This window comes from Caldicellulosiruptor hydrothermalis 108 (genome assembly GCF_000166355.1).
Classification (GTDB): Bacteria; Bacillota; Thermoanaerobacteria; order Caldicellulosiruptorales; family Caldicellulosiruptoraceae; genus Caldicellulosiruptor; species Caldicellulosiruptor hydrothermalis.
Map to the genome: position 1 here is coordinate 2,734,063 of NC_014652.1, position 16,310 is coordinate 2,750,372.

The 16,310-nt window shown below is 36.5% G+C and carries 14 protein-coding genes; 2 read left to right on the forward strand and 12 right to left on the reverse strand.

Annotation, left to right across the window (positions count from 1 at the left end; all coding sequences use genetic code 11):
• Positions 1–166: 166 nt before the first annotated feature.
• From CALHY_RS13090 to CALHY_RS13100, 3 genes are all read right to left on the reverse strand, one after another.
• Positions 167–994: a hypothetical protein gene (locus tag CALHY_RS13090; RefSeq protein ID WP_041723521.1), complete on the reverse strand. Its 828-nt coding sequence runs from the start codon at positions 992–994 to the stop codon at positions 167–169.
• 80 nt (positions 995–1,074) lie between these two features.
• Positions 1,075–1,485, reverse strand: a complete 411-nt coding sequence (locus tag CALHY_RS13095; protein WP_013404416.1) for a hypothetical protein — start codon at positions 1,483–1,485, stop codon at positions 1,075–1,077.
• A gap of 126 nt (positions 1,486–1,611) precedes the next feature.
• On the reverse strand, positions 1,612–2,310 hold the full coding sequence (locus CALHY_RS13100; protein WP_013404417.1) for a hypothetical protein: 699 nt from the start codon (positions 2,308–2,310) through the stop codon (positions 1,612–1,614).
• Positions 2,311–2,503: 193 nt separating this feature from the next.
• On the opposite strand from CALHY_RS13100, the gene CALHY_RS13105 reads away from it, so the two are divergent.
• Complete coding sequence (locus CALHY_RS13105; protein ID WP_013404418.1) at positions 2,504–2,764, forward strand: stage V sporulation protein S; 261 nt, start codon at positions 2,504–2,506, stop codon at positions 2,762–2,764.
• 67 nt (positions 2,765–2,831) lie between these two features.
• On the opposite strand, the gene CALHY_RS13110 is transcribed toward CALHY_RS13105, so the two are convergent.
• The 5 genes from CALHY_RS13110 to CALHY_RS13130 all read right to left on the reverse strand — a co-directional run bounded on the left by CALHY_RS13110 (position 2,832) and on the right by CALHY_RS13130 (position 11,047).
• Complete coding sequence (locus CALHY_RS13110) at positions 2,832–3,233, reverse strand: hypothetical protein (RefSeq protein WP_013404419.1); 402 nt, start codon at positions 3,231–3,233, stop codon at positions 2,832–2,834.
• Between the two features lie 168 nt (positions 3,234–3,401).
• Positions 3,402–6,452, reverse strand: coding sequence for an EAL domain-containing protein (locus CALHY_RS13115; protein ID WP_013404420.1), 3,051 nt, complete (start codon positions 6,450–6,452; stop codon positions 3,402–3,404).
• A gap of 74 nt (positions 6,453–6,526) precedes the next feature.
• Positions 6,527–7,534, reverse strand: coding sequence for a WYL domain-containing protein (locus tag CALHY_RS13120; protein ID WP_013404421.1), 1,008 nt, complete (start codon positions 7,532–7,534; stop codon positions 6,527–6,529).
• A complete protein-coding gene (locus CALHY_RS13125; RefSeq protein WP_013404422.1) occupies positions 7,518–8,831 on the reverse strand; it encodes a helix-turn-helix transcriptional regulator in 1,314 nt (437 codons plus the stop codon). Before CALHY_RS13125 ends, CALHY_RS13120 begins: the two co-directional genes overlap by 17 nt.
• A 209-nt stretch (positions 8,832–9,040) precedes the next feature.
• Positions 9,041–11,047 carry a methyl-accepting chemotaxis protein gene (locus tag CALHY_RS13130; RefSeq protein WP_013404423.1) on the reverse strand — a complete coding sequence of 669 codons (2,007 nt, stop codon included), beginning with the start codon at positions 11,045–11,047 and terminating at the stop codon, positions 9,041–9,043.
• A gap of 181 nt (positions 11,048–11,228) precedes the next feature.
• Here CALHY_RS13130 and CALHY_RS13135 point away from each other — a divergent pair, with 181 nt between their 5' ends.
• Positions 11,229–12,233, forward strand: a complete 1,005-nt coding sequence (locus tag CALHY_RS13135) for a CAP domain-containing protein (protein WP_013404424.1) — start codon at positions 11,229–11,231, stop codon at positions 12,231–12,233.
• 392 nt (positions 12,234–12,625) lie between these two features.
• Here the strand turns inward: CALHY_RS13135 and CALHY_RS13140 are convergent, their stop codons facing one another.
• Genes CALHY_RS13140 through CALHY_RS13155 form a run of 4 tightly spaced genes read right to left on the reverse strand, consistent with a single transcriptional unit; the run spans position 12,626 to position 16,291 of the window.
• Complete coding sequence (locus CALHY_RS13140; protein WP_013404426.1) at positions 12,626–13,462, reverse strand: fumarate hydratase; 837 nt, start codon at positions 13,460–13,462, stop codon at positions 12,626–12,628.
• Between the two features lie 41 nt (positions 13,463–13,503).
• Positions 13,504–14,133: a CvpA family protein gene (locus CALHY_RS13145; protein ID WP_013404427.1), complete on the reverse strand. Its 630-nt coding sequence runs from the start codon at positions 14,131–14,133 to the stop codon at positions 13,504–13,506.
• A 7-nt stretch (positions 14,134–14,140) separates the two neighbouring features.
• Complete coding sequence (locus CALHY_RS13150) at positions 14,141–15,175, reverse strand: hypothetical protein (RefSeq protein ID WP_013404428.1); 1,035 nt, start codon at positions 15,173–15,175, stop codon at positions 14,141–14,143.
• Positions 15,176–15,193: 18 nt separating this feature from the next.
• Positions 15,194–16,291, reverse strand: coding sequence for a SpoIIE family protein phosphatase (locus tag CALHY_RS13155; RefSeq protein WP_013404429.1), 1,098 nt, complete (start codon positions 16,289–16,291; stop codon positions 15,194–15,196).
• Positions 16,292–16,310 lie beyond the last annotated feature (19 nt).

Genomic DNA, 16,310 nt, shown 5'->3' on the forward strand with positions numbered 1-16,310 from the left:
AAGATTTACAGAAATGGATGAGTTTTTATAGTCTTTTTATGTAGTTAAGAAGAGAAAATATATTATTTATTTTTGAAAAGTATAGCAAGAACAAGAAAATAGAATAGATTGTCGCTTTTAAAATCAAAAAAGCTGCAACCGTTTTGGCTGCAGCTTTTGAAGTCTTTTACTTTTCTTCAAAATCGTCGAACAGGTCTGAGATGTCAAACTTTTCTGTGTCCTCTTCCTCAAAAAAGGTGTCAATCTCGTTTTTCTCTTCATATTCTATGTTATAGTATTCACACATAAAATCTGCAACAGCAATGTTCAGGTCAAGCTCGCCTATCTGGTCTGATATTGAAAATGGGTCAAGCCTTTTCCATATGGTCTTGATATCCTTTTCCTTTTCAAGATGTTCAATGAAAATTTCAAGCCCGGCTTTATCAAGCGCAAGAACAACTGTCTGCCCGGCTTTGACAGGCGATTTTTTGCTTGGCTTTGCAAGAAATACTTTTAGTAAAAACTCAACCGCCATTCTGTCTGCATGGGTTATGAACCTCTTTTTACAGCTTTTGCACTCTAAGTACGCAACATCTGCAAAATTTATAAGCCCAAGCTTTGCAAGATACCCTTCGTCCTGCCACTTGAGCTCAAGCTCATCTTCCCCACATTCGGGGCAGATGCTTGGCTGCACAGTGGCTTTTACAAGGTTGTGGAAGAACTGATGGTCGCCTTCTGCTCCAGAAGGGTGTATATCTGAAAACTTTTCAAGCCAGCACAAATTGGAATCACAAGCTTCATCCTTTTTGCTCTTTTTGTGCGGGCACAGACCAAAATACAGCGGGCAGAATTTAAAATACAAAAAGTCTCTTATCCCGCCAAAGCTTATATATTCATCTTTCATGAGCTCTCTTATTGCCGCGTTTTCTGAAAGCTTCTTTTCAACAAAGTCAAGAACTGTTTGTTCTTCAGCGGGCTTTATTAAATTTTTGTTTTTATAATCTTTATTTTTCATAACAATACCAGCCTCTTTTTCAAAAAATAAGCTTTCATAATATTTATACCACTTTACAAAAGCTTTGAACACAGATTTTTTCACTCAAAAATATTCTCAATAGCTTTTTTAACAAACCCAACATCCTTTTCTGTCATACTTTTCAGTGGCTGGATGTCAAGAAGATAATCTCTCAAAAGCTTTGCAGTCTGGTCTTTTTCCTCTTCAATTGGTGAATACAAAACTTCTATATTCCGTGCTGTCAAAGTGGTACCAATTTTGCTTTTCAAAAACACATTACATTTTATTCTACACTCCAAAAACTCTTTCTGTGTAAGCAAAATTAGCCCGCTTAAAGCATCTGTGACATCTATTGAAGAGTATGCATAGTTTACTTTAAACTCTTTTATTTCTATTATTATATCATCTACAATATCTTTTTGTACATTCAAATTCATAGACTTTAATGTTTGAACTATTTTGTCGATGAATATTTCAAATGCAGGAGACATTTGAGAAAATATACCAACATCAACCTCTTCAAATATATATTTGAATTTATCCAGTACTTGCTGAGAATAAAATGTAACTGTTACCTTCCTAATTTTCTATCCTCTCCTTTTAGGTCTATAATCATTCTATTTCTTGTTTAGATTTTCCTGAACAGATAAAAGCTGTGAAAAATATATTATCTGGTTTTGGAAAAAATCTTTTAAAATTTCTTTCAGGGGTGCAACAATGTACTTTTTGCTAACCGGACTTGCATAAAGGTCGTAATAATCAGGTCCTTTGAATACTATCTCAAACTCCTTGAAATTCTTTTTAAACTCCCTTTTCAACTCATCAATGCTTCTTGCATAGACAATATTCATCGCAACATTCTCTTCATTTTCCAGAAGCTTTCTGTATGCATCGCATATGTCAAACGGCACAAAATCAGACATTGGAAAGTTTATATAAAGGTCTTCAAAATGCTGATAAAGAGCACATGGAATTATCATTTTCTCTTTATACTTTGCAATAATGCCATAATAGCCCTCGCCAAGCCATACTATCGGAATCATGTCGGTTGTGAGCAGTGAGAATACCTCTAAATTGTTGTTTGCTGCCCAGATTTTCATGGAATTTAGCATACAAAGTATATCTTTAGCATATACAACGTGCAAAAATTCCTTGTAGAACGAATTTGCAACCTCAAAGCTTTTGAGCTGATTTTGCGAAGGCAGAGGCACTTTTATCTTTTCTAAAAGCTCGTGTGTGTATATCCATTTGTTTTCTTGAACGATTGTATTTAAAAATTCTGAAAATGTTAAAATGCTTGAAACCCCCTTGAACATTTTTCAAAAAATTCTTATTTGAATTCTATTTTAGCCCAACTTATTCAAAATTACAAATGCTAAATTCAAATTTTATTCAACTTTGACTCTTGCAAAATTATACTTTTTTCCATTAAAATTTATATTGTATCAGTATATATTCTTGAATCTTTTCTTTGTTACAAATCAAAAAACAATATGGAGGTGTGGTTGTATGGAAGTTTTAAAAGTTGCTGCTACATCAATGCCTCAGAAGGTTGCAAACGCGCTTGCTGCAATTGTTAAAGAACAGGGTGAAGCAGAACTTCAGGCTGTTGGCGCATCTGCTGTAAACCAGGCTGTAAAAGCAATTGCTATTGCTCGTGGAAAGGTTGCTCCAAACGGAATTGACCTTTATGTAATTCCAGCATTTGCAGACATTGTTATCGATGGTGAGAAGAAAACAGCTATCAAGTTTATTGTAAAGTCAAGATAAAATAAAAAATAGCAAATGGGCTGCTACATTATCTTTTTTAAAATGGCAGCCCATTTGTTTTGCAAGCTCATTTTTGACCGCAGCAAAAATCTATTTCAATTTTACCCTCACTGCTAACCTCAACCCTATCTATCCTTACTCCCTTTACATTACCAGTCAAAATCTTTTGAAGGTCTATTTCAAGCCTGTCTTTAAAAAGTTGTATACCTTCAATCTTTTCATCTTTCAACTTTCCAAGTAAAAAACCATATATAATGAGGCTTTTGGAAGGGTCAAACAATATTGAGAGTTTATTTTGCACAGATGTTATGGTAAACTTCAAAGGCGTCTGGGGCAAAAAAGCAGCAGGTTTTACCCCTACTGTCACCTCATTTTTGTTTACCTCAACCTTTGTGATAATCTCGGGTATATCAACATTTTTAAGAAGAATATCTATAAGCTCTTTCACCTCAAGTGCAACAAACCCCACCTGATGCTCCCCTCTTTTCAAAAAAAGCTTTTGTGCTTTGGTGAAGAAAAGTTTTTACACATAATTTTTATATACCCACAATGGGTGCTTGTTAAAGTCAAATTTTTTGCGAAAAATAATGATAAAAAATAAAAAAGAAGCTGCCTTTTGGCAGCCTCCATCAATCTTTTAAACAGTTATTTTTCTTGCTAACAAGAGCTTTTCAACTTGGGTTTTAGGCAGAGGTTTTGAAAATAAATACCCTTGCGCAAAGTCGCATCCTATTTCTTTTAAAATCTCAAGCTCTCTTTTTGTCTCAACACCCTCTGCTACAACTTTGAGGTCAAGCTTGTGAGCCATCAAGATGATACCTTCAACAATTGCCCTGTTCTCTTTTGAAAATTCAATCTCTGAAATAAAGCTTCTGTCTATCTTCACTCCTCCAATTGGAAGCTTTTTCAAATAAATCAACGACGAATATCCCGTACCAAAGTCGTCTATCAAGAACCTTATTCCCAGCTGGCAGAGGAAACTTAAAATCTTCAAAGACACATCAAAATTCTCAACAGCACCCGTTTCAGTTATCTCAAATGAAATCTTCTTTGGGTCCACTCCATACTGTTCAATGAGCTTTTGAACCATATTCTCAAAAAACTTTGTTTTAAACTGTCGTGCTGAAAGATTTATCGCCATATGTAGATAGCTAATTCCCTTTCTCTCCCAATTTTTAAGGTCCGAAAAAGCCTTTTCTATGACCATCTCACCAATTTTTACTATAAGCCCGCTCTCTTCTGCAACAGGAATAAATTCAAGCGGTGAGATGATACCTTTTTCGGGCAAGACCCATCTCAAAAGCGCTTCCACAGAATGAATCTCCATATCTTTTAAGTTTATAACCGGCTGGTAATAAAGCTCAAACTGGTCAGCTTCAATGGCTTTTTTGAGACTTTTTTCAATTTCAATCTTTTTAAGATTCTTCATCAGCATGAAAGGCATAAAAATCTGAAAATCGTTCTTGCCGTTTTCTTTTGCAGAAGATAGTGCCATGTCAACATTTCTGAATATCTCTTTGACGCTTCTACCATCATCAGGATAAAACGATATACCCATTGACGCTGAAGCAAAAATATGTCCTTCCAGCTTTTGTATATAAATTTCACTTTCAAAGATGCTAAGAAGCTGCGTGCAAACCTCAATTACCTCCTCCTTTTTGGCAAGACCGTGCAAAATTACTGCAAATTCATCACCGCCAACTCTTGCAAAAAACGTTTTAAGATTCAGGTTTTCGAGATATTCTAAGACTTTTTCGCCCACAGCTTTTAGATACTCATCTCCTGCTTCATGCCCATAGAGGTCGTTTATGTCCTTGAAATTGTCAATATCTATGAGCACAACAGCTCCTTGAGTTTTCTCATCCTCGGCTTTTTTAATCAGACTCTCCAACCTCTCTTCAAACAGTTTCCTGTTTGGCAGGCTTGTCAGTGCATCATAGTAGGCAATGTATTCTATCTTATGTTCATACTCTTTTTTGGCTGTCCAGTCAATGTTTACTGCAATAATCTTCTCAGGTTTATCTTCTTCGTTGTATAAAATCTGAACATGAGAGGAAATCCAGCGCCAGTTTCCATTTTTGTCCCTTATGCGCGCTTCAAATTCCAAATTTTCTTCATGAAGAAGTATAGCATCCTGCAATTTTTTGAATACAGTGCTTCTGTCATCCTCATGGAAAAATTCAAGCCAGGCTGAAAAATCATTTTTTGACTTTATAGCATCAATGTCAAAAAGGTCTTTGAGTCTTCCATAAAACTCAATCTTCTTTTCTTGAAAATCTATCTCCCAGATGCAGTCAGAGACATTTTCTACCAGAAACTTGTATTTTTCTTTCTCTTCCAGCAACATTTCCGACTGCTTGTTTAAAATCTCTAAGGTATTTATAAGCTCCTGGTTGGTCTGCTCAATCTCTTCATAGCTTTCTTCCAAAAGCTGCTGCGTCTTTTTTATCTGTGTTATGTCAAGCCCTGTTGAAATAATCAAAGGTTCGTTTAAGTATGGGCTTTCGATGAGAGTATTGTTCCACAAAATCCATCTTATATCGCCATTTTTTGTTATAATCTCATTCTCATGGTCATTTAAAACCTTTTCCTCGGCTATTCTCTTAAAAAGATTTTCTATATACTCACGCCTGTGTGATGGGATAAAAATATCAGTCCATTTTTTGCCCACAACCTCTTCACTTTTGTACCCGGTAAGCTGCTCTGCAAACTTGTTAAAATAAATTATCTCGCCGTTTAAGTTAAGAGTCAAAACAATTGCATTTGCATTCTCTGCTAAAAGCTGGGCGTACTTTTCATAAGCTTGTTTGCCATGTTCAAGCCTTCTGTTTATTCTTGTCATTACAAATATTGCCATGGATGCAGCAAAAAGTATTATGAGCAAAAGATACAAGGCAGATAGTAATATTTGCCTATTTTTCCTCTCATAATATTCAGGTGAATATGTGGAAAAATAGTTGTAGTAAAGCTCATCAAATATGCCTTTGTTTGTAAGAAAATTTAATCTCTGGTTTATATATAAAACAAGTTCTGGTCTTTTCTTGCTCACCGCAAATGCGCTTTTTACAGTAAAGATATTTTTGATTTTGAGCTCTGCCCTGTCGCTCAGGTCGTTTTTTACAAGAAAGTAATTGGCTACTTCCTGGGACATCAAGGCTGCATCAATCTTGCCATCAACCAAGGCGTAAATCAAATCTTCAATTGTAGGGTACGTATAATATTTATTTATGCCCAGCTTTTCTTTTAAAAGGGTTTCTGTGTAATCAGATTTCATTACGCCTACCTTGAAACTTTCAAGGTTTTTAAGCGATATATTTTTCGAAAATCCTTTTGGGGTGTAAATTCCAACATGTCGTGTAAATATTGGTTTTGAAAAGTACACCTCTTTCTTTCTCTCTTCAACTATGGCAACAGGGGCTGTGACATCAATTTTCCCTTCGGCAAGTTTTTTGTAAACTTGATTCCATGTATCGCTTGAAAGCTCAAGTTTAAACTTGTCCGCCTCAAACACAAGGTTTGCAAGGTCAATGGCAAATCCATAGATGCGACCATCTGATGTATATGAAAATGGTGGATAGCTTTTGTCAACTTCAAATTTCACAGGTGTATGACTGGCATATGCAGGGGATATATGAAATAACATCAGCAAGACTGTAAGCACAAATAGAATAGCTTTATTATTTCTCATTAGAGTTCTTCCTTTTTGGCATGCAAGAATATACCCATAATTCTAACAGAATATATACCCATTTTAAAGTAACTTTAAACCATATAATTGTCGCAGTATACTTTAAGTGCATTTCTTACCCTTGAGATTATATTTTCTCTGATGTGCTGCGGCTGTGTTACAACAACGCTTTTACCCAAATACAGTATCCTTGAGATTATCTCTGCCTCTTCAAATTCATAATAGTAAATCCTAATCTCATGCTTGTTTTTTTCTTTCAAATAACGCGCACTTTTTTCAAATGAAGAAAACATGCAAAAAGCCTTCTCTAAGGCATTTTTTGTATTCATGACCTCAATTATTATGGGCTGTTTTGCTTTTGCGTTTTTTAAATACAGCTCATACTCTTTCAAAACCTGTTCCCTGTCAAAATTTCCCTCTTCATATGTCATATTCTCAATGCCTTGAATAATACACTTTGCAAAGGTTTTATGCTCAAGAGAGTAAAAGATGATATAGAACATGTCGTCCTTAAGCGAGTACTGAATCTTTACAGGAATGCCAACAACATTTTTGAAAACCTGTCCCTGTCGTGCTATGTATGTATATCGCAAAAGCCTCTTTTCAAGTATGCTTCTTAATACCATTTTCAGTTTTGGTGCTATATTCTTTATATCCTCTCTTCCCAAAATCTTTGAATAGTTCTTTGGAACAATTAAACTCATGTCAATTGGCGGAACATAAGCAGTTTTCAGTTTCTTTATCTTCTCAATGGTGCTGCTATCCAAAAAAAGCTCTGCGTACCTGCTTGACATAATAAGCTTTAGCCACATTATTTCCAAGTTTGTAACATATGGCTCAATCTTCGTATCTATCCTGAGCCTGTAGGTTTTGCTGTCATGACGTTTTAGCACATAGATATTTTTCTGGTATGAACCATTTCTGGCAAACACCCTGTCTTCAATCACTGGAAAGTTGCAGTTGTACTTTGTTAGAACATCATAAATCTCTTTCTGGGAAATTGTACCTTTTTCGTAGGCTCTGTTTATAATCTCCTCTAAGGCCTTGTAAAACGTGCTTTTTGCCTCAAGAAAAATCTCCATAGTTTTTCAGAATCTCCTTCCATTCGTTTATCATCTCTTCTTTAAGTTCTCTGCCAGCTTCTGTATCATCAAGGACAACCGCTCTTTCGCCAAAGCTTCTCAGCCACCCTTTAAATTCTTTTATGTTGCTGATGTCATACTCCACCTCAAATGTTTTCTCATCGACATTGGCTATCCTTGCGTTTTTGAGCTCTCTTTTCACCCTTGCAAGCACAAAGTTGTATGGCGAATCCGATGGACATTTAAACTTAAGCCGAATCTTTTCAAATCCTTTTTTTCCGGTCGGCACAGATACAAAAAAGCACTTTTCAAGCCGCCTTGCAAGAGGCAAGATTTGCTGCGGGTCAAAACCCTCCTGCAAAATCTCTATTTTCTCTGTGCGCCACACTGGCAGGGCTGATAAACCTTCTCCCCTCAATACCACAAAATACCATCTGCCAAGTTTTACATCGTAAACAATTCGCACAGGTGTGCAGACAAACTCTACGCTCTGTCTTTTCTTTCGTGGATAGTACCAAACTTTTATCTTTTTGTTATTGGATGCTGCCTCTAAAAACTTCCATACAAGCTCCTCTTCAAGGATGTAGTGGTGCGGAATGTATGTGAACCAGAACATACTGTTTGCATCTTTTAAAAACTCTTCTTCACCAAGTTCTAAAAGGTATTTTTCCAAACTCTCTTTAAGATACCAGCCCGGGACGTTAGGCACATTTGAGTTTATGAAAAACAAAACAGATATGTAAATGTCTTTTATCTCATCTGTTGAAAAATCTTTAAAAACATCTCTTGCTCGGGAACATAGCATATATACCTTTTCATTCTTTAAATACCTCACAATCCCAAGGTTTTGAAGTTGTCTTAACACTCTTTTAAGGCTGGACTCTAAGTCGGTATCAGCAACATCCCGGTCAAGCACCTGTGAAATTCTGTCCAGTATCTGAGCTGCAGCTGCTTTTTTGTTTTCGGATGAATTTAATACTTGTAGAATCATAAAAAACAGGGTTGTTTGCAGGGCGGTTGATGTTTTTGAAAAATATATGTTTATGAGCGGATTTTCCACATCTCTGAAAAAGTCTTCTACAATGCATGGCAGGGATTTTTTCCCTTCTCTTTCTGCTGAAAAATACTGGTCTTCACCTAAGAATATTCTCATTCTTCTAAGTTCATCGTCAAATGTCCTTTTTGCGATGTTAAAGTTCTCAGCATCTTCTCTTGAATAGCATCCATACAGATATACAATCCTCGAAAAGTTTCTGAGCTTGTTAAAATCATTCACAAACGGATTGAACCCTGGCATTTTATTTACACCTTCTTATAACCTTGATTTTTGTAGTCTTAAGAAAAAATCTGCACTATAATTACATTATAACAAAAAAGCACAGACAGTACAGACTGCCTGCGCTCGCTTTTTTCACAAACTCTTTTAACACTTCAGCGTACAAAAAGTGCAAATAAAGTAGCTATATACCCAACCAGAATTTGAAACAAAAGTATAGTATAATATCTCTAATTATTCTCTGAACCCATAGAAATTGAAGCAAGCTTTACAATACCTTCATGGACATCTGAAAACTGGTCAATAAGCTTGTCAACAGCCTTTTTTTGATTTTGAAAGATGTCTCTTGTTGACATAAGCGTTTTAAAGTACTGTGAAACTGTCTGTGTCTGGCTTTTGAGCACATTGTTTATGGTAAAAATCTTTTCCTGCTGGCTGGCTACCTTATCCATAATATTTTCTATCCTTGTCTTTATCTGCTGATTTGTCATCTCTATTCTTGACAGCGATTCTGATGAGCGTTTTGCAACCTCAGCACCTGCTTCTACAATGCTAAGAGCATTTTCAAGTTTGCGGCTTGTCTGGTCAAATGCTGAAAGCCCTGCCTCAATGGCATTAAGAACCGACTTTGCAAGGGCGTTTGCTGACTGCGATAGCCTTGAAATCTCTGACGCTATTACCTCAAAAGTTGGAATGTTTCTTTTTGCTGCTTCAATTGATGCATTCAGTGCAATTATCTTTATCCTCTCTGCAAGGCTGGAAATGCTCTGCGACATTCTTGCAATACCCTTAAAATCCTTTATTGCTTTTTCTAAGTCCATTGCTACTTGGTTGATAGCTGAATTTGCAGTGTACATGTGATTAATCAGCATCTTTATAGACTCTTGTTCTTTTGATGTGGTGGTGTAGATTGTTGAAACCTCGTTTTGTACCATCTTGAAGATGTCAAACATCTTTTGAATCTGATTCTCAAGCTCGGAAACCATCTGCGTAGTTTGCTCAAATGCCATTTTTTGGTTTTCAGCCAAAGCTATAATCTCTTTTATCTGCTCGCTTGTTATTTTACTTGTCTTTGCAGAATCTGAAGCTATTCTGTTGAGTCTATCAATGTATTGCTGTGTTGTGCTAAGAGTCTGTTCAATGTTTGTGGCATAACTGTTAACGTTTTTGACCATTCGTATAAATTCATGTGTCAAGAGTGAAATCTCGTCATTTGCGCTACCATCCACCTTTATCTGGATGTCAAAGCTTCCTGATGCAACCTTCTTTGCACTTTCTGCAAGTTTAATAATAGGTCTTGTTATTCTGTTTGACACAAATAGGCTCACAATCACCACAAGTATGAGTGTTGCAATGAAAAGTAGAATAGAAAATCTCATGGATGCTCTAATAAAAGAAGAAACTATACCATTTTTGCTAACCAGTGCTAATACTCCTGCTACATCAATCTTTTCACTTCTTCTGATGGGAAGAAGAATATAATGATAGTTGCCTTTTGGTGTGCTTGCTGCAATGTATTCGTATTGGCCAGAAAGTATCATTTGCAAGTTGTGACTATCTATCAGCTTTTCGATATTCGAAGAAGAGATTGTTCTGCTTAAATCTGACGAAAATACTACAATGTCCATTTTGGTAAGCTGCGTGAGATTTTCAACAAACTTTTTGTCAAGCTTATAGCCAACAATAATTGTGCCTATCACCCTCATGTTGTTTGCAGACATTTGAGTTACTATATCTGATACAGATTTTACATACACTGTGCCATTTTCGCTTTGCACAGACGTGTATTTTAGCCGTGCAAGCCCACATCTGACTAAGTAATCGTCTTTCAGGTTATCTCCAAATTTTGAAAGAACATCGCTTCGACCTATTAAAATGCCCTTGTCGTCTGTCACAACAATTTGGTGTATTGACAGCTCGCTTGCAAGCGGTGAAATTATTTGAACAACCTTAAGATGGTCTTTTTTTGCAACAGCTTCTCTGAGCTGTGGATTACTTGATATCAGTATGCTATAGTCAAGTGAAAGCTTGCAAAGCCTTTCTATCTCCTGCAAGGCTACATTTTTTGCGCTCTCTAATCTTGTTTTTATCTCTTTTTCTGCATCTTTCTGGATAAGAGAGAAGGAGAATATGAGAAATATTGCAATGGGTATGAGCGAGATTAAAACAAACCAGGACATTATTCGTGTCTTTAATGAACCTGATAGTTTTTTGGTAGCTACTTTGATCACATTCATTTCTGCCTCAGCTCCTTCTTTGGTTTTTCCAGTATGAATTTTACTTCTTTTTTGTTAAAGAGTTGTTTTGAACGCGTTAAATTATTGTTAAAACAATCATTTTGTATCGAGATGATATTCTTCTTGAAATATGGTATTATTAAGCTGTAGTAAATCTTTTTAATTGGGTGATTTTATAAAGATGTTTGCTAAAAGATGCTATTTATTTAGATGTTGTGTACTATTGTTAATAGCACTATTTATTGTATACATCAGTATACATCCGGCAGGCAACAATGCTGTCATTGCCGCAAGCCAGCAAAAAAGAAATGTGTACATGTTTTGTTCAAAGTCATATTTTGATAAGGTTTATCTTGGTGCCGAAATACAAACATTTAAGAGCCCTTTTGATTTTCCATTCTACGTATCAAAAAATCCTTCAGATTTTTTCATTGCTGGATTTGAAAATGATAGGCTGGTGTTTTACTATACAAATTCAAAGTTATTTGCTGGGTTTAGCAACATAAAGATTGGCTCGACGGTTGAAAACGTTAAAAAATCGAAGCTTTCTTTTATGGATAGATTTGTAATAATCAGAGGAAATTCAACGTATACCTATGACGATGGCAATTTAAGGCTCAATTACGACGTTGCAGTTGTAAAAAACTCATACTACGTTTTCCTGTTCTATGACAGAATTGCCAAGCCAAATGTGGTTTGTGGCATTTTTATGGTGAAAAAGAGTCTCTGGGATGAGTTTTTGTTAAGTGAGCACCCCATTTCTTCAAAAAAGGATGCTATGCAAAGTCTTCTTTTATCTTTTGAAAAGATACACCTGCTTCATCTAAATTCAATAAGATCTTACCTGCAAAAGCCATACTTTATTTTTTCTGATAGTCTTTCTAAACTTGCGAGAATGCATTCACAAAGCATGGCAAAATATAATTATTTCTCACACACAGATATTTCTGAAAAAACTCCTTCAGATAGATTCAAAGATGCCGGGATTTTGTTCAGAAAACTTGGTGAGAACATTATAATGGGGACAAAGCTGCTACCATTTTTTGCAAACCATTTTCTTTTGAACTCAAAAGGGCATCGCCAAAACATTGAAGAAAGTTTTGAGATTGTTGGAGTTGGATGCGCTGTGGACCCGAACTATGAAAATGTGTACTATACACAAGATTTTGCTGTTCTATTGAGGTAAAATATGCTACTTTGGTTTACGTTACAAAAGTAAAAGGGGCTGTCCAAACTAGTAATTGGATAGCCCCTTTCTTACAATATATGGTTTTTGATTTACTAAGTCTCACCTATATATTGCGAAATAAAAATTTTAAATTTTTTTAGACAGCCTCTTTAGATTTTATGAACGTTGAAAGAATTTTATTTATTGATTTACTGTCCTTTGGAGTTTTTCTATTTTGTCAGTCTCAAGCTCTAAAAATTCTGTAATTCTTCGAATACTAAAACATTTCTGAATTAGTTTATTTTACCATCTCCTCTTTCTCTATTCTTCCAAGAAGCTCATCTATTTCCCCTTGCACCTCTTCCATCATCTGCGGTCTTATTATCTTCAGTAGCCACATCCCAAATACCTTATATCTCTATCTTCACATGTCTTGCAACATGACAGCATATATTCACTGCAACTGGAAGCCCTGCAATGTGAGTGGGAAACTCTTCAATGAAGACATCCAACGCGGTTGTTTTGCCACCAAACCCTTCAGGGCCTATCCCAAGAGAGTTTATTTTTTCAAGCAGCCTTTCTTCAAGCTCTGCTATATATTTTCTGGGATGCCTTTGCCCTACTTTTCTCAAAAGCGCCTTTTTAGATAAAAGTGCAGCAAGTTCAAATGTCCCTCCAATGCCCACTCCCACCAAAATTGGCGGGCATGGGTCAGACCCGGCTTTTTTGACTGTCTCAACAACAAATTTTTCAATTCCTTCTATACCGTCTGCCGGCGTGAGCATGCAAATCGTGCTTTTATTTTCACTCCCAAACCCCTTAGGCATAAAATGAATTGTGATTTTATCACCTTTTGCCATATCAATGTGAATTATAGCAGGTGTGTTGTCAAGGGTATTTTCCCTTTCAATCGGGCTTTTTACCATAGACTTTCGAAGGTAAAAGTCTGTGTATGCTCTTGAGACTGCTCTGTTTATTGCATCTTTCAAAGAACCCTCAATAAACACATCTTCACCAATCTCCACAAAAAACACTGCAGCACCTGTGTCCTGGCAAACAGGTCGCATCTTTTGCTGTGCAAGGTCAATGTTTTTTATAAGATTTTCCAAAGTATATTTAGCAATTCCTTCTTCTGAGGCATAAGCCTTGTGCAGGCTATCTTTAACATCGTCTGGCAAGATGCATACCGCCTGGTTTATGGCTTCATATACCTTTTGTTCGATGATTTCTGCTGGCACAATTCTCATTTCTTTATATTTCTCCTTCTTTTGAGATTTAAAATGTAAATTTATATCTTTAAGTACTGTCTCATGAGCATCACAATTATATTGTTCTCATACAAAAACTCTGCAAACATCGAGGTCTTTATGACCTTCTGGGCTGACTTGAAAATCTCTGCGTTTGGGAAAAAGTAGAGAATTGAAAAAGCTATGTAGATTATTATGAGCGCTACAGCCGCACCTGCCACAAATCCTAAAAACCCGTCCACCTGTCCCACAACTGGCACCTTTCTCATAAATCCAATAGACATTTTTAGGCTTGAGATTACAATTTTAGTTCCCACAAATATCAAAATCATAGCAATAAAATTGGCAAGAACAACTGCTGCAGCATCCTGCAAGGTTCTGTTGAGGGTTTCTTGCGCTTGTATTATTGCACCTTTAAAAAACTGAGGCACTGTTGGTAGAATATCGTCCTTTATCACAACCTTTTGTCTGACAAAACTGTAGATAGCCTCTTTAAGAGTCGGTGATTGAAGTATAAAGCCGCTTACAAACTTATATCCAAACACTGCAACAAACCACGAGATTATGTACGACCCTATATCAAATGCCATCCTAAGCACACCTTTTTTGTACCCAACCCAGCTGCCTATCAAAATTACCACAAGCACTACCAAGTCGGCTGTGTTTGGCATATTGATGTTACCACCTTTCCTTGTAACACTCAATTCTATCATTAAATATATAGTACAACTTGTCCTGGCTTAGAACAGCTTTTACAAATCCGAACGAAGGAACTTTGAGCTGTTTTAATCTGTTTAGGTTCAAAGAGTAAATCTCAACATCGTTGCCCTTTGTCACTGCTATCTTGTCGCTTGTAGCTACAGCCCAGTCAAATGGTGATAAGCTTTTGAACAAAAACCTGTTTGTGTAGCTGTTGTATGAAAGAATATCTTTTGACGAAACTAAAACTTCTGGATTTCCCACAGCAGGCTTTGGAGTACTGCTTGATCTAAAAGATTTTTTCTTTTTCTTGAGCTGCATGTCATATACACTGAGCGTTTTGCCGTCCCATAGAACAATGTAGTTCTGTATAACAAAAAGTTTTTTTGCATTTGAAAAGGTGGCGGGAAGTATTTTTGACATATAAACTCCTCTTTTGTCTATGTACGATATAGCTAAATCCCCTGTTGAGATACTTTTAACTATGGCTACTACAAAATTCTTTCCAATGTCAAAGTCTATAACCTTCTCATTTAGCTTTGCAGAAAAAAGAATGTTTTGCTTGCCATCATAGGCAATAAGATAGTTTTCCTTGCCGCTCAGAAGCACACAAACTTTGCCGCCTTTTACTTTAACATCTTTTATTGTTACAGGGTACATGATATCTTTTTGCTCAGATGCTGTTATTATGTGAAGATATTTTCCGCCTTCAACAAATGCCACTGCAACTTGCCCGTCAGAGTACCCTTTGTGGTTCTGGTACGCAACTTTTGTCCACTTTATTGTATCACCGGTCAAAACACCAATCTTGCCCCTGAAAATCACTGCAGCACCGTCTTTCAGCGGCAAGACATCTTCATAGAATCTTATGTTTGGATATGTCTTTATATATTCAAATTTCATGAACATATAAGGGCTCAAAAACTCTATGCCAAAGAGGTTCAAGCTCAGCACAATAGCAAAAATGAGCGCTGCTATAACAATTAACCTATATATAAATTTCAAAAGCTTCATCCTGCTTTCCCACTCTTTTTACATCTTTTCAATCATCAAAACTGCAATGTCATCGTCTATGTCAGAGACAAAATTTCTCACATCTCTTATCAAAAGCTCTGTATTGATGTTCTTAATGCTCAGTATTCTTTTTATGAGCCTCTTTTTGCCATACATTTCGCCCCGCTTGTTTTTGCTCTCAATAAGTCCATCTGAGTAAAATATCAGCTTGTCGTTTTTCTCAAGAGTTGTCTCTTTCATCTCAAACCCCTGTTCAAGGTCAATTGATGCAATAGGCTGCCCTCTCATCGAAAACATCTTTACTTTCTTGTTTGCCTTGACCAAAATTGGCTCTGTCACATGCCCGGCAGAAATCATAGTAACTTTCCCACTTTGTTTTTCCAGGATGCCAAGCACTATTGTGATATATATCTCGCTTGGAAAGTTCATCTCTATAAAATCCAAAAGAACACCCTTCATTATCTCCTGTGCACTTGAGTTTATGTAAGTGTGAGCGTTTTTAATGATGCTTTGTTTGACAAATATTGTTACCATTGAAGCCAAAAGTCCATGCCCTGCAACGTCTGCAACATAGAAAACTATTCTGTCGTCTATGCTAATGACATCCAAAAAATCTCCGCCAAGCCTTTCGCATGGCTTGTAGGTGTATGTAATTCTGTATCCTTCAATCCTTGGTATGACCGGAAGAAGCGACTGCTGAAGTCTTTTTGCAAACTCCAAGTCGCGCCTTAAAATCTCGTTCTGGCGCCTGAGCCTCTCTTCAATCTTTCGCTGCTCTGTAATATCTCTAAAGACCTCAACAGTGCCAATCACTTTGCCATCCTCGCTGTGAATTGGCGAACTTATGACATAGTAGAACTTGTCTTTGTGCTGCGCATACTTCATGAATCTTGTATTTTCTCTCATCGCTCTTGTTGCAATACAGTCTTCACACCGCGCGTCTTTGCAGAAAAGTTCATAGCATTTTTTGCCGGTCTGGTCACCAAACTCCTCTTTCATCTTTGTGTTGCAAAACACAACAACCCCATCTATGTCAATGACCCTGACAAGGTCAAGCATTCCATTTAAAATGCTCTCATAAAAACTTTTGGTAAACTCAATTTTATTGGTCTCCATTTCTTCTTCCTGCCAATGA